Origin of the sequence: Streptomyces sp. P3 (genome assembly GCF_003032475.1) — a bacterium.
GTDB lineage: Bacteria > Actinomycetota > Actinomycetes > Streptomycetales > Streptomycetaceae > Streptomyces.
In genome coordinates, this window is record NZ_CP028369.1 from 1,178,694 (window position 1) to 1,197,522 (window position 18,829).

Consider the following 18,829-nt stretch of genomic DNA (forward strand, 5'->3'; position numbering starts at 1 on the left):
CGGGTCTCGTCGGAAGAGTCGACAGAAGGGAGTCTCATGAACGCCTCCTCGCCCCTGCCCTCGGCCTCCGCCTGGGACGAGCTGATCACCGCGGCCCTCCTCGGCACGGACCGCCGCACACCCCCGGCAGCGGCTCCTGGCCGGGACGCGCCGACGGCCCTGCTGGACGCGGCGGCCGCCGAGACCGTACGCCGGCGCGCCGGCCTGCGCCCCGGTCGCGCGGCGCCCCGACCGGAACCGGCCGCCGAGGACCCCCGCCCGCCGCTGCCCACCGCGGCGGCCCGCAGACTCGCCCTGCTCCTGGCCGACCGACCCGGCGTCGGCGCGGGCGGCCGCAGAGGGGCCGCGCCGGACCTCATGGAACTGCTGCCCCAGTGGCTGACGGCGGTGAACGCGCGCGGCTTCGCCGCACCCGCCGATTCCCTCCCCGCACTGCTCGACGCGGCACGCGCGCGTACCGACCTGCGACCCGCGGCGCTGGAGTTCGCGGGCCCGCGCGCCCTGTGGCTGGCCCGGCTCAACCCGGACTGGCGGTTCGCCCTGCGTGCCACGCCGGGCGGCGGCACCGCCCTGCCGGGCCCGGCGGAGGCCGAACGCGCCGAGCGCCTCTGGCAGGAGGGCCTGTTCGCCGAGCGGGTGGCCGTGCTCGCGTCCATCCGCTCCCGTGACCCCGACGCGGCACGGGAACTGCTCGCGGCCACCTGGTCGACGGAGCGCGCCGAGGACCGGCTGATGTTCCTCGACTCGCTGCGCACCGGCCTCGCCCCGCGCGACGAGCCGTTCCTGGAACAGGCGCTGGCGGACCGCAGCCGCAACGTGCGGGCCACGGCCGCGGAGCTGCTGTCGGCGCTGCCGGGCTCGGCGCTCGCCGCGCGGATGGCGGTCCGGGCCGGCGCGTGCGTGGCCGTCGACCACACCCGGGACACACCGACCCTCCTGGTGGAGGCGCCGCACGAGTGCGACGCGGCCATGGAACGCGACGGCGTGTCACCGCACGCCCCGCCCGGCCGGGGTGAACGGTCTTGGTGGTTCGGCCAGTTGCTGGAGGCGGCACCGCTCGCCACCTGGCCGGCCCGGCTGGGCGGCCGCACACCGCAGCAGATCGTGGCGCTTCCGGTGGCCGACGACTGGCTGAGCGAACTCCACGCGGCATGGTGCCGGGCCGCCGTCCGCCAGCGGGACGCCGACTGGTCACGGGCGCTGCTCGGCGCGCCGTCCTCGCCCGGCGCGGGCGGGCCCGGCGCGGTGTCCCTCGCCGAGCGGGCGAAGCTGCTGGGCACGCTGTCGCCGTCCGAGCGGGCCGCCTGGGTGGCCGGGTTCATCGCGGCGCACGGTCTGTCGGAGGCGTTCCAGCTGCTCGGCGTCTGCTCCGTGCCGTGGGCCGCGCCGCTCGGCCGCGCCGTGGTCGACGCGCTCAACATCGCGCGGGACGCTGGCAGTTACCCGTGGAGCTTCAGCGGCGTGATGGGTCTCGCCGAGCGCTGTCTCGACCCCGCGGAGGCGTCCCGGCTCGACGCCCTCCTCGCGGTGCCGGACGAACCGGAGGACGCGTCGCCGGGCGCGGGCGGCTACTGGGCCGAGGCGTTCCAGCGGCTGGGCAGGACACTGCGGCTGCGGGCGCTGATGGCGGAGGAGCTCGGCCCCCCTGCGCCGCGGGGACAGGATGCCTGACCGGTTCCTGAACCCACCCCGGCCCGAACACCGCGGGGGCTCCCACCTGCACGGCGCGTGCCCGTGCGGAGTTCGTGCCCGTCCGGAATTCGTGCCCACGCACGGCTCGTGGCCGTACGGGGCTCGTGCCCACGCACGCTTTTCCTACGCGGGGCCCGTGTCTGTGCGGGTCCGTGCCGAGCGGGCGCATCCCGCTCGGGGCGCCTCCGAGGGGCTCACGCCTGTGCTGACTGCCGGACGTTGGCCCGGACCCACTCCACGATGGACGCGGTGGTCGCGCCGGGCGTGAAGATCCCCGCGACGCCCTTCTCCTTCAGCAGAGCGATGTCCGCCTCGGGGATGATCCCGCCGCCGAAGACCAGGATGTCCGCCGCGTCCCGCTCCTTCAGCAGCTCGATCACCGCGGCGAAGAGCGTGTTGTGCGCCCCGGAGAGGATGGACAGACCGATCGCGTCGGCGTCCTCCTGGATCGCGATGTCGACGATCTGCTCGGGCGTCTGGTGGAGTCCCGTGTAGATGACCTCCATGCCGGCGTCGCGCAGCGCCCGCGCGATCACCTTGGCCCCGCGATCGTGGCCGTCGAGCCCCGGCTTGGCGACCACCACGCGGATCGGACCGGCTGCCACACCCATCACTGCCTCCATGAAGCGACTCCGTCCGTCCTCAAGCGACTCCGTCCGTCCTCGAGGGACTGCGTCCATCCTCGAGGCCACGGACACCCCGCGCCACACCGCCCGGGGGAAGTGAACGAACGTTATCGCCCGCATCCCGCAACCGGCAGTTTCGCGGTGCTGACCGAGGGGGAAATCACACGGAGGGACACGTTCACCGCGCATCGTTCGCACCCCGTCCCAGGGGGGTTCGAGGCGCAGAGGGAGCCGCAACGAGGTCGCCGTTCGTCGCGCCGCAGCCCGCGCTGCGTGGCGGTACGGCGCATCGACAGGCACGATGGTCAGGTAGAGCAGGTAAGGCACGACAGCGGGGAGCCTGTCGCCACACCGGCAGGGATTCCCGTCCGTCGACGGCGCGACGTCGCACCAGGCGTACGCACCCCGAGCCACGGGCCGCATCCGCTCCACGCCCCGCCGTGCCCGATCGAGCCCCTCGACAGCGACTTCCACGAGGGCACACGGGGGCCAGAGAAGTCCTCAGCGTGCCGACAGGAGGTCGGCCATGAAGGTCACCCGGGCACTGCAGCCCTTTCTACCGTTGTGCCAGCGTCTGCTCCCGGATCTTCCGAGCCTGCCCGGCTTCCCGGGGATGCCGGACCTCCCGAGCCTGCCGGGCCGACTCGCCGGGCTGTCCCTGACCCTTCTGAAGGCGACCGCCCTGGACCTCGCGATCCTCGCGGGGCATCTGCTCCTGTACCCCTCGGGCATCGCGCAGGAGCGCCGCGGACCGGTCCGCCCCGCGCTGTCCGCGGAATCCGGCGCCGAGGACCCGGCCCGGCTGCCCACCCAGGCGCCGCCGCCGGTGGTGCTGCTGCACGGGTTCATCGACAACCGCTCCGTGTTCGTCCTGCTGCGCCGCAGCCTCGCACAGCACGGCAGGCATCGCGTGGAGTCGCTCAACTACTCGCCGCTCACGTGTGACATACGCACCGCCGCCGAACTGCTCGGCCGGCACATAGAGGAGATCTGCGAGCGCACGGGCAGCGTGCAGGTCGACGTCGTCGGACACAGCCTGGGCGGCCTGATCGCGCGCTACTACGTGCAACGACTGGGCGGCGACGTCCGCGTCCGCACGCTGGTCACGCTGGGCACCCCGCACTCCGGCACCCGGGTGGCGCCGCTGGCGAACGCGCACCCGATCGTGCGCCAGATGCGTCCGGGCTCAGCGGTGATCGAGGAGCTCTCCCGCCCCGCGCCGGGCTGCCGCACCCGGTTCGTCAGCTTCTGGAGCGACCTGGACCACCTCATGGACCCGCTGGAGTCCGCCTGCGTGGACCATCCCGACCTGGCGGTGCAGAACGTCCGGGTGACCGGGATCGGCCATCTCGCCCTGCCCGTGCATCCCGCCGTCGCGACCGGCATACGGCAGGCCCTCGACACCGCGCCCTCCCAGGAAGAGCCGGCCGCCTCTCGTTCCGGCGCCCGCCGTACCGGCCTCACGGTTGCCTGACGACGCCCCGAGACACCGCGACTGCGCGACTGCGCGACTGCGCGACTGCGCGACTGCGCGACTGACGAAGCCCGAGGGCAGTACGACGACGATCGCAACGCCGTCCCGGAGCCGTGCCCCTCACCGCCCGGCAGACCCGTCACACCCCTCTGCCACTCCCTCACCATCGAACACTATTCGAACGTAGGGCCAAGCCCTCGTCCGTCGTCCCCCGAAACAGAGCCGATTGCCCCTTTCCTTCGGGCACGAAACCTGCAGAACATTGTCGTGCCCGCGTACTGCCGGGTACAGTCGCCGCACTGCTCTGGCAGCCCCTGTCGTCGGCGAAAGAGAAGTTGGTGAATGACCGTCACCCGTCGGGAATCATGACCTCCCCGGCCCCGGCTTCCGACGCCGCTTCGGCGCACTACGCGTCGTACGGCACCCAGGAGGCTTCGTACGACGGCTTCACGACCTACGACGGCCACGAGGCCGGCGGTCACGACACCGGCGCGCACGACACCGGGCACTTCACAACCGCCGACCCCCTGTTCGGCGCGTTTCCGGGCGACGGCTCCGGCCCCACCACCGGCACGTACGGCAGCACCCGGTGGCACACCGGCGTCCACGGTTCCGCGGACACGGGCAGCCACCAGACCCTGAACTACGACGCGTACGCGGCCCAGCACCACGCCGTCCACGACTCCGGCGCGTACGACGCGACCGCCTGGCAGACGGGACAGCACCAGCACCTGTCCGCGGTCCCGCAGCAGGCGACGGCGCACGACACCACCGGCCACTGGGACGCGAGCGCCTGGCTCCAGCCCGACCAGCCCGGCTGCCCCGCCGACGCTACCCAGCACTGGGAATGGGGCACGCAGACCTTCGACACCGGCGCGTACGACGCCACGCAGTGGAATTCCGACGGCGACGCCTCCGACGGCTCCGCGCCGGCCGCTGGGGGCACCTCCCAGACGGAGTCTGGGGGAGGGTTCGAGCAGTCACCCGAGGTCCCGTTCGACCAGCAGGCCACCGCCACTTTCGAGCAGGTCGCGTACGACGGGAGCGGTCCCGAAGCGAGCGTCCCCGAAGCGGGCGGCCCCGAAGGCGAGTCGACGGACGGCGACCCGCTCGCGCTCCTCGACGACCGGGAAGAGCCCGTCCCCGCGCCGCTGGGCCGGGCGGCCACCCGTAACGCGAACCGTTCCCGGCGCCGGATGCCCGCCAAGCGCTCCGCGCTGCTGACGGTGGCCGTGCCCTCGGCCTGTGTGATGGGGGTCGCCGGGATCGCCGCCGCCTCGGTCGGCACGCTGACCGGCGGCGACGGCAAGGAGACCTCGGCCTCCGCGGCGGACGCTCAGCCGGTGAAGCCGTCCGCCGCCAACACCAAGCTGGACAGCCAGCTCGCAACGCTCAGCGCCGGGGCCGACGACTTCGGCGACCGGGTCAGCCGCACGCAGGAGCGCATCGACCTCAAGGCGCAGCAGGAGGCCGAGAAGAAGAAGGCGGCGGCGGAGGCCGCCCGCAAGGAGCGGCTGCGCCCCAAGTACGCCCTCCCGGTCGCACAGCACGGCCTCAGCGCCTACTTCGGCCAGGCCGGCATCAACTGGATGTCACAGCACACGGGCATCGACTTCCCGGTCTCGTACGGCACGACGGTGATGGCCGCGACCGACGGCACCGTACGCACCCAGTGGAACAGCGCCTACGGCAACATGCTGATCCTGACGGCGAAGGACGGCACGGAGACCTGGTACTGCCATCTCTCCACCTACCGCGTCCCCTCCGGCACGACGGTGAAGGCCGGCGACCCGATCGCCTACTCGGGCAACTCCGGCAACTCGACCGGCCCGCACCTGCACTTCGAGGTCCGGCCGGCCGGCGGTTCGGCGATCGACCCGCTGCCCTGGCTGCGCAGCCACGGACTCAACCCGACGTAAGCGCTCTCCGACGTTAGCGCTCTCCGACGTAAGCCCTCTTCGCGCCCGGCTCGCCCGCAGGGCGAAGACCCGTCCGCGGGAGACCGCGTCCCCGTCGTCGACCGCCTGAGCCCCCGCCGCCGAAGCGGGGGCTCACCCCGGCGCGCCGGGCCGTTGCCGCCCGGAAGGGGACCTACAGCTTCTCCACCGGTGCGTACCGCAGCAGCAGCCGCTTCGGCTTGGTGTCGCCGAAGTCGACGGTGGCCTCCGCGTTGGCGCCGGTGCCCTTCACTCCGACGACCGTGCCGAGCCCGAACTGGTCGTGCGTGACCCGGTCGCCGACGGCCAGCGCGACCACGGGCTTCTCCCCGGCCGTGCGGCGCGTCGCGAATCCGGACGCGCCCGCCGCCGAGGAACGCGATCGGGACGAGGACATCGAGGTTGACGACGCCGCCCCCGACAGCGGGCCGGACGACACGGGCGAGGTCGCCCCCGTCCGCTTCCAGTCCACATGCGTCGGCGGGATCTCCTCCAGGAACCGGGAGGGCGGGTTGTACGACGGCTGCCCCCAGGCGCTGCGCAGCGACGAGCGGGTGAGGTACAGCCGCTCACGGGCGCGTGTGATGCCCACGTACGCGAGCCGACGCTCCTCCTCCAGTTCCTTGGTCTGGCCGAGGGCGCGCATGTGCGGGAAGACGCCGTCCTCCATGCCCGTCAGGAAGACGACCGGGAACTCGAGGCCCTTGGCGGTGTGCAGGGTCATCAGGGTGATGACGCCCGAGCCGTCCGCCTCCTCGTCGGGGATCTGGTCGGAGTCGGCGACCAGCGCGACCCGCTCCAGGAAGTCGGAGAGCCCGGCCGGTGCGGCGCCCTCTCCCTCACCGGTCTCCTGCTCGAACTCCATGGCCACGGCGGCGAGTTCCTGGAGGTTCTCGATCCGGGTCTCGTCCTGCGGGTCGGTGGAGGCCTGCAACTCGGCGAGGTAGCCGGTGCGTTCGAGCACCGCCTCCAGGACGGTCGCCGGACCGGCGCCCGACTCGACGATCGTGCGCAGCTCCTCCATGAGCGCGTTGAACCGCTTCACGGCGTTCGTCGACCGCGACGCCATGCCGTAAGCCTCGTCGACCCGCTTCAGGGCCTGCGAGAAGCTGATCTTCTCCCGCTGGGAGAGGGCGTCGATCATCGCCTCGGCACGGTCGCCGATGCCACGCTTGGGCACGTTGAGGATCCGGCGCAGCGGCACCGAGTCCTCCGGGTTGGCCAGCACGCGCAGATAGGCCAGGACGTCCCTGACCTCCTTGCGCTCGTAGAAGCGGACCCCGCCGACGACCTTGTAGGGAAGGCCGACCCGAATGAAGATCTCCTCGAAGACACGGGACTGGGCGTTGGTGCGGTAGAAGACCGCCACATCGCCCGCCTTCGCGTCGCCCGCGTCCGTCAGGCGGTCTATCTCGTCGGCGACGAACTGCGCCTCGTCGTGCTCGGTGTCGGCGACGTAGCCGGTGATGCGCGCGCCCGCGCCCGCGTTGGTCCACAGGTTCTTGGGGCGCCGTGACTCGTTGCGCTCGATGACCGCGTTGGCGGCGGACAGGATCGTCTGCGTCGAGCGGTAGTTCTGCTCGAGCAGGATCGTCGTCGCGCGCGGGTAGTCCTCCTCGAACTGGAGGATGTTGCGGATGGTGGCGCCGCGGAAGGCGTAGATGGACTGGTCGGCGTCACCGACGACGCAGAGCTCGGCCGGCGGTACGTCGTACTCGCCCGGCGGTACGTCGACGGGGTGCTCGGAGGTGCCGACCAGCTCGCGCACGAGGGCGTACTGGGCGTGGTTGGTGTCCTGGTACTCGTCGACCAGGACGTGCCGGAACCGGCGGCGGTAGTGCTCGGCGACGTCGGGGAAGGCGCGCAGCAGGTTGACCGTCGTCATGATCAGGTCGTCGAAGTCGAGGGCGTTCGCCTCGCGCAGCCGCGACTGGTACATGGCGTAGGCCTGGGCGAGCGTCTTCTCGAACCCTCCCCCAGACTCCGTCCGGGAGGCGCCCCCAGCGGCCTGCGCGGCGAAGTCCTCCTCGTCGATCAGCTCGTTCTTCAGGTTGCTGATCTTGGCGCTGAAGGACTTGGGCGGGTAGCGCTTGGGATCGAGGTCCAGGTCGCGGCAGACCAGGGCCATGAGGCGCTTGGAGTCGGCGGCGTCGTAGATCGAGAACGACGACGTGAAGCCGAGCTTCTTGCTCTCCCGGCGCAGGATGCGCACGCACGCGCTGTGGAACGTCATGACCCACATCGCGTTCGCGCGCGGGCCGACGAGCTGCTCGACGCGCTCCTTCATCTCGCCCGCGGCCTTGTTGGTGAAGGTGATCGCGAGGATCTGCCCCGGGTGCACGTCGCGCTCGGCGAGGAGGTGGGCGATGCGGTGGGTGAGCACGCGCGTCTTGCCCGAGCCGGCGCCCGCCACGATGAGCAGCGGGGCGCCTGCGTGCACGACGGCCGCACGCTGGTTGTCGTTCAGCCCTTCCAGGAGCGCCGCCGCGTCGAGAGCCGGGCGCGGTGCGCCGTCGCGGTAGTAGGCGTCCCGGTCCGGGGGCGCGTCGAACTTCCCGCCGAACAGATCGTCCGGGACCGGCTCCGGTCCGTGGTCGTCCTCGGGCGGCGGGGGCTCCTCCTCGTGGGCACGGGGGCCCTTGAGGTCCGCCAGGAAGCTGTCGTCAAAGAGGCTGCTCATCGCTCTCCGAGTTTAGGGGGCGCCACCGACAACCGGCCGCCGTCCCGGAAACTCGCCCCGCACTCACCCTCCGGCCATCCACGATCACGAACGGCGACCGATCCGTCGGTAACACCGGACCACGCCCTCAGGTCACGAAAATGTATCGGGCATATCGCCCATCAACCTTCACAGGGGCCACACGCGTTGGCTACCGTGCGGACAGGCCGTACGACCTCACCGGTGACCCCGCCGGACCGAGCGGCCCTCCGCCGAGTCCCGGGGCGCCCGCTCGCGCCGTGTGGATCCGGGGACCCCCGAGACCTGGGTGAACCGGCCCGACACCGTCAGGGAGAAGGCCGTGGGGCGACGACCCCCGCTCGCCCGCCCGAGCTCTCCCCCGGTGCCCGGGCCGGCCTTCGGGACCCGACCGCCGACCGGCAGGCGCAGCTTTTGGAAGGAGTCGCCTCCCTTGGCGTCGCAGCACCGCAGGGCACGCTCCGCGGGTTCGCGTGTGGCGGGCATACGTCCCCCTGCCCTCGCCACCGCGGCCCTCACGTCCGTGGCCCTGCTCTCCCAGTCGGCGAACGCCGCTGAGGCGGCCGACGGCAGGCCGAGCCTGGAGGAGGTGGAGAAGAAGGTCGACGACCTCTACCGCCAGGCGGAGTCGGCGACCGAGAAGAACACCTCCGCCAAGGAGAAGACGACCAAGCAGCGCACCCGGGCGGACGGCCTCCTCGACGGCGTCGCCCCCCAGCGCACCCGGAAGCCCGACGAGGCGCGTGAGGAACCGGGTTCACGGGCCGCGGCCCGGTACCGCACCGGTGCCTTCGCGCCCGACACCGCGGCCGTCCCCCTCGCGGACACCGCGCAGGACCACATCGGCCGGAACCGGCCGGCGGACGTGGCGGCCGACCGCCGCCAAGGCGCCGTCGACGACTACGCCGCCGAGCGGCCGGCCACGACGAGGAACCACCGGGAGACCACGGGGAGCCATGCGTCGCTCACCGATCCGCAGCACGGCCTGCGGATCGCCAAGGCCGCCGTCCAGAAGAAGCTCGGCGACTCGCGCGAGCTGTTGTCCCGGCTGACGGCCCAGGAGCAGGCGCGCCACGCGGCGATCGAGAAGCAGAAACAGGAGGAGGCCGCGCGCGCGGCGGCGGATTTCGCCCGTCAGCAGGCGGCGGCCTGGCAGGCCGCGCAGCAAACCGCGCAGCAGGCCGCCCGGCAGGAGAGCGGTGGCGGGTTGCCTGACACGGAATCTTCGGGCCCGCCGTCCCCGGCCGCGTCGTGGGAGGCCATGGACTCTCCGGACTCGGCGGCTCAGGCTTCGGCTTCGGCTTCGGCTTCGGCTTCGGCTTCGGCTTCGGGCACGATGCCCCCTTCCGTGGCGTCGACGGGCCCGGTAGCCCCGGCCACGTCGGTTCCGGCCACGGCGTCGTCGACCGGCATGGTGTCCTCCTCCGGCTCCGCCGCGGACGCGTCGTACGCCGTCAAGGCCGAGAAGGCCCTCGCCTTCGCCCGCGCGCAGATCGGGAAGCCGTACGTGTGGGGCGCGACCGGACCCGGGTCCTACGACTCCTCCGGTCTCACCCAGGCCGCCTGGAAGGCCGCCGCGGTCACCCTGCCCCGCAGCACCCACGGCCAGGCGAACGCCGGCGTCACGGTCCCCCTCGCCGACGCCCGGCCCGGCGACCTGCTCTTCTTCTACGGAGACCTCAGCCACGTCGGCGTCTGTATCGGCAACGGCATGATGATCCACTCACCCAAGCCCGGCGCCTACGTGCGCGAGGAGTCGATCCCCTACGACGGCGAGTCCGGCGTCCACCGCGTGGTGCGCCCGGCCTGAGGGCACCGGCCGGACGAGGAGGTGCGGCTGCACCCGGCACCGGCCGGGGAACCAACGCGAAAAATCGCGTTGGCGGACGACGGCCATCGCTGCTACCTTCCCGGAGGCCGTGCGAGAGAACGAGGAGGTGGTACCCGTGAACGCTGTATCGACATGGGTGCTCCCCTCCGGGGTCACGGTCGGGCGATAGGTCGTCCGGGAGCGCCGTTCCAGCGCATTCCCGAAAGGCACGACCATGCGATTCACTTCCGAGCAGCGCCTCGACGACGGCGTCCTCGAGCGCGAGTTCACTCTCGGCGAGATCCCCGGCACCCTGTGGACGCCCGAGTCCGCCGTACCGGCCCCGCTGATTCTGATGGCCCACAACAACGGCCTGCCCAAGGCGGATCCCCGGCTGGTGGCCCGGGCCCGGTACACCGCGATGCGCGGCTACGCGGTGGCCACCATCGACGCCGCCGGGTGCGGTGACCGGCCCCGTTCCGCCGCCGACGAGCAGGCCCGCGCCGACCTCCGGCGGGCGATGCAGGCGGGTGAGCCGGTGGACGAGATCTTCGAGTCCCTCATCGGCCCGCTGGTCGAAAGGGCCGTCCCGGAATGGCGGACCACGTTGGACGCCCTTCTCGAACTGCCCGGGATCGGCGGCCCGGTCGGGTATTCGGGAGGGTGGACCGCCCTCGGCATCCGGCTGGCGGTGGTCGAGCCGCGCATCGCGGCGGCCGGCTTCTTCGCCGGGGGGTATGTGCCCCGCGCCCAGCGCGAGGAGGCCCGGCAGGTCACCGTTCCGCTGCTGTTCCTGCTGCAGTGGGACGACGAGGGGAACCCCCGGCAACGGGCTCTGGACCTGTTCGACGCCTTCGGTAGCAAGGAGAAGACGCTGCACGCCAATCTGGGCGGGCACACCGGCACCCCGTCGTTCGAGCTGGAGGACGGATGCCGGTTCCTGGACCGGCACCTGAAGTGACGCCGGGCCGTCCGGCGGGCCGCGCTCGGTAGGCAGGCGGTCGGCGGCAGCAGGTAGGTCGACGGTCGGCGGTCGGCCAGTGTGCCGTCGTCGAGGGCGGGTCCCGGCCGTCCTCGACGGCGGTGGCCGGCCGAGGCACGCGCGCGTGGCGCACACCTTGCGGCGGACACCGTGTGTGGTCCGGGAGCTGTCGTGTGGGGCGCGCCGCCCGGTGCCGCCCCGCCGCGCTCTCTAGCATCGGCCGCATGCCCGGCTTCCCCCCGCCCGCCTCGCCCTCGCCCGCCTCGTCGCCCTCCCCCCGCTCCCGGCTCCGCCACTGGTGGGCGCGCCGCCGGCCGGCGTCCGGGACCGCCGTCATGGCGACCGGCATCGTGTCGGTCGGGCTGCATCTGGCCGGGCACGAGGCGCTGTCCCGGGTCTGGCTGGCGATGGCGGGCATCGCCTGGGTCGCGCTCGCCGCGGACTTCGTCGTCCGGCTGGTGCGGGAGCCCGAACGGTGGCGGGCCGAGGCGGGTACGCCGGGGGCGCTGACCGCCGTCGCGGCGACGGCCGTGCTCGGCACGCAGATCTCCGCGCGGGGCCGGCAGCCCCTGGCCGAGGCACTGCTGGCACTGGCCGCGGCGCTGTGGCCGGTGCTGTTCGTGACGGTCGTGCGGCGGTGGAAGCGGCGCATGCCCGGTGCGGTGTTCCTGTGCTGCGTCGCGACCCAGAGCCTGGCCGTGCTCGGCGCGGTGCTGGCGAAGGCGGAGGCCGCGGCCTGGCTCGCGCACACCGCGCTCGTGCTGTTCTGGCTCGGTCTGGTGCTGTACGCCGTCGCCCTGGGCCTCTTCGACTTCCGGCAGCCGGCCGAGGGCGCGGGCGACCAGTGGGTGGCGGGCGGCGCGCTCGCCGTCTGCGCGCTCGCGGGCGCGAAACTCCTCATGGCCGACGACGGCGCCCTGTATCTGTGGAACGCCGACGACACCGGCGTGCTGCGCGGGCTGACCGTCGCGCTGCTGGTGCTCGACTACGTCTGGTACGCGGTCCTGCTGGTCGCCGAGGTGCGGTGGCCGCGACCGCGCTACGACGAACGCCGGTGGTCGACCGTGTTCCCCATGGGCATGACGGCGGCGGCGACCCTGTCCGTCGCCGCCGCCGTCGACCTCCCGGCGCTGCACGGGCCGGGCGAGGTGCTGCTGTGGGTCGCCGTGGCGGCCTGGCTGGTCGTCGCCGCGGCAGCGGTGGGCTCGGTCCGGGCCGGCGTCAGGTCCAGAGCACCGCGATGAAGACGTTCGCCACGGTGAGCAGGCCCACCAGGGCGAACAGGGGCTTCTCCACCTTCTCGTCGTCACGCTTCACATAGACGAGGCCGAGAATCACCATCAGCAGGGCCAGCTTCACACCGATCTTGACGTTGTTGACACTCTGGTCGTCCGCCTGGTTGAGGCCGACCAGGATCACGCCCGTGACCAGCATCGTCGCCGCCCCGTGGAGCATGGCGGGGACGAAGCGGGCCGTGCCCCGGCCCATCGCCTTCATCTGCGTGAGGAAGCCGCCGAGCAGCGCGGCGATGCCGATGATGTGCAGACCGACGAAGAAGTGGATGAGTACGTCCATGAAGCCGGATGCTAGTGAGCCCGGCACACACCGCCCGACACCGCCCCCGGCGCTTCCCGCTCACCCCTCCCGCCCCTCGACCACGGCCCTCGCCCCTCCCCCAGACCCTCGCCGCCGCCCCTCCCCCGGACCCTCGCCGCTCGGCCCTCGCCTGTGCCCTCGCCGCTCACCCACAGGTCTCCCCCGCACGGCCGCTCGAGCGTGCATATATGCGCCATAGCACCCTGCCGCCCCCGTCGATCCCGGAATCGCGCCTTCGGTCAGCGCGCCGCGCGAACCAGCCGTATCCGGCCGGGGCAGTGGGACACATACGGTCACCGGGCAGTCCGCTCGTGTCACTTCCGCACATCGCGTTACCCAAACGTCATCACCGGCCTACCGTCCTTTCCCAGGTGACCGGCTCCCCACCGCCGCCCGGCCAGGGGCGGCAGTCGGCCACCACCGCCGAGGAAGTCCGGCGGCGTGCCCGCTCCCCGTGCGGAACGTCGCCGGACGCGTCAGCCGCGGCCCGGGCCGTCCGTCCGCTCCCCCGACGGCCCGGGAACCGCCTGACACGGGTCGGCCGGCAGCCTCGGGTCACTCCCGGCGGCGGCCGGTCGGGCCGGGCGGTCGACGAAAGGACGTGCAGTCCCACGTGGCAGCGCATCGCAAGCCCCGGCAACGCTCGCTCGGCGGCAGGACGGCCCGTACGGCCTTCACGCTCGCCCTCGCGGGCGTGGCGACGGCGACCGCCTTCGACGGGACCGGGCAGGCCGAACCGGAGCTGACGCCGGCCGAGGTCAAGGCGAAGGTGGCCAAGCTGTACCAGGAGGCTGAGGAAGCCACCGAGAAGTACAACGGTGTGAAGGAGAGGGCGACGGCCGCCGAGCAGCGGCTGAAGAACCTGCGCGACGAGGCCGCGCGCAAGGAGGAGAAGCTCAACTCCACGCGGGACGCGCTGGGATCGATGGCCGCGGCGCAGTACCGCGACGGCGGCCTCGACCCTGCCGTGAAGTTGGCGCTCTCCGACGACCCCGACCGCTATCTCGACGGCGCCGCCTTCGCCGAACGGGCCGGCGCCCGCCAGTCCGCCGCCGTCGCCCGGGTGCACGGACAGCTGCGCGAGATCGAGCAACTGCGCGGCGCGGCGCGTGTCGAACTGACCGCGCTCCGGACTCGTCGGGCCGAGCTGCAGAAGCAGAAGGAGACGATCACCGGCAAGCTGGACGCGGCACGCGGCCTGCTGTCGAGGCTGACGGCGGCGGAGCGGGCGCGGATCGGCGAGAGTGCGGGCGACGGCACGGGCACCCGCGCCTCACGCGGTGCGTCCGGTGCGCGCACGGACCTCGCAAAGCCCGGTTCAGGCAGCGCCGACGCCCCCAACTCCCGTGCCGCGGCGGCCGTCTCCTACGCCTACTCCAAGCTCGGCAGCCCCTATGTGTGGGGGGCCACCGGGCCGAACGCCTTCGACTGCTCGGGGCTCGTGCTGGCCGCCTACCGCTCCGCGGGAGTCTCCCTCCCCCGCACCACCTACGCCCAGATCGGCGCCGGGCAGCGCGTGTCGCGCTCCGAACTCCTCCCGGGCGACCTGGTGTTCTTCTACTCCGGCATCTCCCACGTCGGCCTCTACATCGGCGACGGCCAGATGATCCACGCCCCGAACCCGTCGGCCCCGGTGCGTGTGGCCCCGATCGACGAGATGCCGTTCGCGGGCGCCGCACGAGTGGTCTAGTGCCGTGACCGGCAACGGATTCACCGGCTCGCGACGCCCGGCACGGCGCGTCACCGCGGTCCACCGGCGTGGCCGCCACGGCACCGGGCAGGACACGTCCGAGGGCCGTGCGCGGGCGCCTGGCCCGTCAGACCAGTCGCCGCGCCGTGGCCCAACGGGTCAGCTCGTGCCGGTTGGACAGCTGGAGTTTGCGCAGCACCGCCGAGACATGCGACTCGACCGTCTTGACGGAGATGAAGAGCTGCTTGGCGATCTCCTTGTAGGCGTAGCCGCGGGCGATGAGCCGCAGTACCTCGCGCTCGCGCTGGGTGAGCCGGTCCAGGTCCTCGTCGACCGGCGGCGCGTCGGTCGAGGCGAAGGCGTCGAGGACGAACCCGGCGAGACGCGGCGAGAAGACGGCGTCGCCCTCCTGCACCCGGAAGATCGAGTTCACCAGGTCGGTCCCGGTGATCGTCTTGGTGACATAGCCGCGGGCGCCCCCGCGGATCACCCCGATCACATCCTCCGCCGCGTCCGACACGGACAGGGCGAGGAACCGCACGGGCCGCTCGGCGTCGCTCATCAAGGGGGCGCAGCGGCGCAGCACTTCGACGCCACCGCCACCCGGCAGGTGCACGTCGAGAAGGACCACCTCGGGCCGGGTCGCCGTGATGACGGTGACCGCCTGGTCGACGTCCGCCGCCTCGCCGACGACCTCGACGCCGGTCTGCTCGGTCTGGCCGATCTCGGCCTGCACGCCCGTACGGAACATGCGGTGGTCGTCGACGAGGACCACGCGCACATGGCGCCCGCCCGTGCTGTCGCCGGGGGCACGGGCCGGCTCGGCCGCCCCCGCTCCCGTCGTGCCGTTCGTCTCGGTCGGGTCGCTCATGACGTCTTCTCCGCCCTCTCCATCTCCAGTTCGACCTCCGTGCCGCCGTCGGGGACGGCCCGCAGCCGCGCCGTGCCCCCGTGGCGCTCCATGCGGCCGATGATCGATTCTCTGACGCCCATGCGGTCGGCGGGTATCGAGTCGAGGTCGAAGCCGGGCCCGCGGTCGCGGACGGACACGAAGACCGTCCTGCCCTCGACTTCGGCGTAGACCTGCACGGCGCCGCCCTCGCCACCGTACTTGGCCGCGTTCACCATCGCCTCACGCGCGGCCTGCATCTGTGCGCCGACGCCGTCGTCCAGCGGGCAGTCGCCGACGACCACGACCTCGATGGGGACGCCGTGCTTGTCCTCGACCTCGGCCGCGTTGCGCCGGACCGCGTCGGCGACGGTGGTGGGCTCGTCGGCCTCCTCCTTGCCGGTGCCCTCGGGTCTGTAGAGCCAGGTGCGCAGGTCGCGCTCCTGCGCACGGGCGAGGCGGCGCACCTCACCGGCGTTCTCCGCGTTGCGCTGGATCAACGTCAGGGTGTGCAGCACCGAGTCGTGGACGTGGGCGGCGACCTCCGCACGCTCCTGGGCGCGGATGCGCATGAGCCGCTCCTCGGACAGGTCCTGGGTCATGCGGACCAGGTAGGGGCCGGCGAGCAGGGTGATGCCGACGATGACGGCGAGCGCCGCCTGCAGGACGGAGCCGAGGTGGGCCGTGGAGCCCTGCAACACGAACGTGCCGGAGACTCCGGCGGTGACCAGCAGGACGCCGGCGCCGGTGCGCAGCAGCGTGAGCGTGCGGCGTCTTCGGCCGACCTCGACCCAGCGGGCCCGGCGTGCGTTGTCCGCCTGGCGCCAGACGAGGGCGACGCCGGCGCCGACGAGGACGGCGGGCAGCAGATACGCCTTGGCGCCGCTGCCCAGGTTCACGTTGCCCACGAAGACCGTGGCGACGACGACCATGAGGAGCAGGGCGACGATCTGCCCCCTGTCCGGCTTGCGGGCGACGAGTCTGCGGCGGCCGTCGGGCGCGGTCTCGGTGGTGACGAGGGACGGCGGCTTCTGGTCGCCGACGCCGCCGATCCCGAGCGGGACGAAGAACCAGAAGGCGGCGTAGAGCAGGGCGCCGAGGCCGTCGGCCATGAACAGCCCGGCGAAGACCAGTCGCACCCACACGACGGGCAGCCCGAGATGCCCGGCGAGCCCCCGCGCCACGCCACCGAGCCAGCGTCCGTCGCTGCTGCGGTAGAGCTTGCGCGGCGGCCGCGGTTCGACGAGTGGCGCTGCTGCGGCTTCCGGCATGCCAACGATGGTCACACGGGCCGCGTGGCAGAGCATCAGGGTTCGCCCCCGAGAGGCCCCTGATCTTCGACGACGCCGTGTGTCGAACACCTCCCTCGCCCCGGGTCGGGGCCGATATCAGGGTCCGACCAGGGTCGTTCCGACTGCCGCGGGGGCCGCCCGACCGCCACCATGGAGTCATGACAGATCACCAGCACGCCGCGGACGCCGTGCCCGACGGGGGCGCCGCGTCCGACGCGGCCGCCTCGTCCCCCGGCGCCCCCGGCGCCGCCGGTGAGAGCCCTCGCGCGCACGGAGAGCGGGAGAACCCTCGCGAGCAGCCGACGGACCAGGCACAGCAGGACACGGCGGGAGACACCCGTAGCTCACCGGGCCCGGCCGCCGAGGCGGACGCGATGACGGCGGCGGAGGCGGCCGTCGAGGCCGCGACCGCGGCCGCGGCGGAGTCCCGGGCCGAAGCGGGCGGCGGGCGGGCGGGGGGAGCCGGCGGGGGTATGGGTGTCGGTGCCCTTCCTCCCCGGTTCCGGCGGGACCGTGAGCACAAGGTCCTCGCGGGTGTGTGCGCGGGCCTCGGGCGTCAGTGCGACATGGACCCGGTGATCTTCCGCATCACACTCGCCGTGCTCTCCGCGACCGGCGGCGTCGGTCTCATCTTCTACGGGTTCGCCTGGCTCTTCGTCCCCTACTCCGACGACGAGCAGAACGAGGTGCGCAAGCTCCTGACCGGCCGGGTGGACGGTCAGGCCCTCGCGGCCGTGCTGTTCGCGCTCGTCGGCTGCGGAGTGCTGCTGTCGATGCTGAAGAACGGCAGCGTGCTGGCCTTCGCCGTCGTCGTCTCCGTGCTGCTCGCGGGCGCCGGGTACTGGTCGCGGCACCGGGACTCCTTCGACCCCGACCCGCTGGCCGCCCAGGCCGTGGCCGACGCCCCGCCGGAGGCCAAGGCGCCGCCGGCGCCCACCGCCTACCCCTCGTGGTGGCGTGACCCCATCGTCAAGGACGGCACGCACGACGGCGGCACGGGGTATCTGTGGGGCCCCTGGGACGCCCGCGGCCGGGACATCACGTCGGCGATCGGCGTCGACCTCGTCGGACACGGACCCGGCCCAAAGGCCGTACGCACCCCACGCGCACCCCACGCCGAACCGCGTGGGCCGCGTTGGATCGGCGGCTGGCTCTTCCTGCTCGCCCTGCTCGCGGGCGGCCTCGCCACCCGGCTCACCTGGGACCACCACCCGCTCGGCACCAGCCTGCAGGCAGGTCTCGCGGCAGCGCTGATCGTGCTCGGCTGCGGGATCACGGTCAGCTCGTTCCTGGGACGGACGGGGGCCGGGTCGGTCTTCCTCGCCATCGTCACGGCGGGGCTCCTGGCCGGCGCGGCCGCCCTGCCGAAGGACATCGGCACGCACTGGACGGACACCACATGGCACCCCTTGACGGCGGCGGACGTACGGGCGGCCTACGACCTGGGCACCGGAGAGGGCACTCTCGACCTTTCCGGGCTGACGCCGGCCAAGGGGGAGACGGTGAGCACCGAGGCCGACGTGGGCGCGGGCCGGCTGCGGGTGATCGTCCCACCGGACGTGACGGTGAAGGTGCGGATCGACGTGGGGCTGGGAGACATCCAGCTGCCCGGCGACGACGAGAAGGACGTGGACGTGGAGCCGGGCAAGCACCAGGAGATCACCCTGCCGCCGGTCGCGGGCACCGCGGCGAAGGGGACCATGGATCTCGACCTCAGGGTCGGAGTGGGACAGGCGGAGGTGGCCCGTGCTGCGTCATGACTTCAGGCCCGGCAGGCTGGTGGCGGGCGCCGCCTTCGTCCTCGCGGGCGTGCTCTTCGCGGGAGACGCGGGCGGCCTGTGGCAGACCCCGTGGTTCGTGCTGATCCCGCTCGTCACGGGTGGCCTCTGCCTGGCGGGCGCGACGGGCGCGGCGGCCGGGAGCATCCGCAGACGACGCGGCTCGTCGCGCCGGACCGACCCGACCGCCCCCGGACCTGCCTCGTCCGGCCCGAACACCACGACGCTCTGACCGCCGGCCCCTGGCCGGACGTCCGGCCCCCGTGCACGCGACTCCGTCCGCACCCCGGCCTCCCCGGACCGGACACGGACCCGGACCAGGTCGGCGGCGCGGTGACACACGGCACGGCGGACCGGACCGGTCG

Annotated in this window: 14 protein-coding genes; 9 read left to right on the forward strand and 5 right to left on the reverse strand. The window is 73.0% G+C overall.

Annotated features, from left to right (window positions below):
* Nucleotides 1-36 precede the first annotated feature (36 nt).
* On the forward strand, nucleotides 37-1,671 hold the full coding sequence (locus C6376_RS05160) for a DUF5691 domain-containing protein (RefSeq protein ID WP_107442317.1): 1,635 nt from the start codon (nucleotides 37-39) through the stop codon (nucleotides 1,669-1,671).
* A 215-nt stretch (nucleotides 1,672-1,886) separates the two neighbouring features.
* On the opposite strand, the gene C6376_RS05165 is transcribed toward C6376_RS05160, so the two are convergent.
* A complete protein-coding gene (locus tag C6376_RS05165) occupies nucleotides 1,887-2,303 on the reverse strand; it encodes a cobalamin B12-binding domain-containing protein (RefSeq protein WP_107448783.1) in 417 nt (138 codons plus the stop codon).
* 541 nt (nucleotides 2,304-2,844) lie between these two features.
* Here C6376_RS05165 and C6376_RS05170 point away from each other — a divergent pair.
* Entirely contained in the window at nucleotides 2,845-3,792 is a 948-nt protein-coding gene (locus tag C6376_RS05170; protein ID WP_107442318.1) for a triacylglycerol lipase, read from the forward strand.
* 365 nt (nucleotides 3,793-4,157) lie between these two features.
* Nucleotides 4,158-5,711 (forward strand): M23 family metallopeptidase, encoded by a 1,554-nt coding sequence (locus C6376_RS05175; protein WP_254075841.1) that lies wholly within the window; start codon nucleotides 4,158-4,160, stop codon nucleotides 5,709-5,711.
* Between the two features lie 172 nt (nucleotides 5,712-5,883).
* Here C6376_RS05175 and pcrA read toward each other — a convergent pair whose 3' ends face one another.
* A complete protein-coding gene (gene pcrA / locus C6376_RS05180; RefSeq protein ID WP_107442320.1) occupies nucleotides 5,884-8,409 on the reverse strand; it encodes a DNA helicase PcrA in 2,526 nt (841 codons plus the stop codon).
* 451 nt (nucleotides 8,410-8,860) lie between these two features.
* On the opposite strand from pcrA, the gene C6376_RS05185 reads away from it, so the two are divergent.
* The 3 genes from C6376_RS05185 to C6376_RS05195 all read left to right on the forward strand — a co-directional run bounded on the left by C6376_RS05185 (nucleotide 8,861) and on the right by C6376_RS05195 (nucleotide 12,463).
* Complete coding sequence (locus C6376_RS05185) at nucleotides 8,861-10,237, forward strand: C40 family peptidase (RefSeq protein ID WP_254075842.1); 1,377 nt, start codon at nucleotides 8,861-8,863, stop codon at nucleotides 10,235-10,237.
* Between the two features lie 235 nt (nucleotides 10,238-10,472).
* A complete protein-coding gene (locus C6376_RS05190; protein ID WP_107442321.1) occupies nucleotides 10,473-11,198 on the forward strand; it encodes a dienelactone hydrolase family protein in 726 nt (241 codons plus the stop codon).
* A gap of 245 nt (nucleotides 11,199-11,443) precedes the next feature.
* Nucleotides 11,444-12,463 (forward strand): tellurite resistance/C4-dicarboxylate transporter family protein, encoded by a 1,020-nt coding sequence (locus C6376_RS05195; protein WP_107442322.1) that lies wholly within the window; start codon nucleotides 11,444-11,446, stop codon nucleotides 12,461-12,463.
* Here the strand turns inward: C6376_RS05195 and C6376_RS05200 are convergent.
* Nucleotides 12,441-12,794: a hypothetical protein gene (locus tag C6376_RS05200; RefSeq protein WP_107442323.1), complete on the reverse strand. Its 354-nt coding sequence runs from the start codon at nucleotides 12,792-12,794 to the stop codon at nucleotides 12,441-12,443. The genes C6376_RS05195 and C6376_RS05200 overlap by 23 nt on opposite strands.
* Before the next feature lie 634 nt (nucleotides 12,795-13,428).
* Between C6376_RS05200 and C6376_RS05205 the strand changes: the two genes are divergently transcribed.
* Nucleotides 13,429-14,505 carry a C40 family peptidase gene (locus tag C6376_RS05205; RefSeq protein WP_107442324.1) on the forward strand — a complete coding sequence of 359 codons (1,077 nt, stop codon included), beginning with the start codon at nucleotides 13,429-13,431 and terminating at the stop codon, nucleotides 14,503-14,505.
* A 127-nt stretch (nucleotides 14,506-14,632) separates the two neighbouring features.
* Here C6376_RS05205 and C6376_RS05210 read toward each other — a convergent pair whose 3' ends face one another.
* Nucleotides 14,633-15,376 carry a response regulator transcription factor gene (locus C6376_RS05210; protein ID WP_107442325.1) on the reverse strand — a complete coding sequence of 248 codons (744 nt, stop codon included), beginning with the start codon at nucleotides 15,374-15,376 and terminating at the stop codon, nucleotides 14,633-14,635.
* Nucleotides 15,373-16,665 carry an ATP-binding protein gene (locus C6376_RS05215; RefSeq protein WP_107448785.1) on the reverse strand — a complete coding sequence of 431 codons (1,293 nt, stop codon included), beginning with the start codon at nucleotides 16,663-16,665 and terminating at the stop codon, nucleotides 15,373-15,375. The genes C6376_RS05210 and C6376_RS05215 overlap by 4 nt, the downstream gene beginning before the upstream one ends.
* 494 nt (nucleotides 16,666-17,159) lie before the next feature.
* Between C6376_RS05215 and C6376_RS05225 the strand changes: the two genes are divergently transcribed.
* Nucleotides 17,160-18,446, forward strand: a complete 1,287-nt coding sequence (locus C6376_RS05225) for a PspC domain-containing protein (protein ID WP_254076338.1) — start codon at nucleotides 17,160-17,162, stop codon at nucleotides 18,444-18,446.
* Nucleotides 18,433-18,696: a hypothetical protein gene (locus C6376_RS05230; RefSeq protein ID WP_107442327.1), complete on the forward strand. Its 264-nt coding sequence runs from the start codon at nucleotides 18,433-18,435 to the stop codon at nucleotides 18,694-18,696. The genes C6376_RS05225 and C6376_RS05230 overlap by 14 nt, the downstream gene beginning before the upstream one ends.
* Nucleotides 18,697-18,829 lie beyond the last annotated feature (133 nt).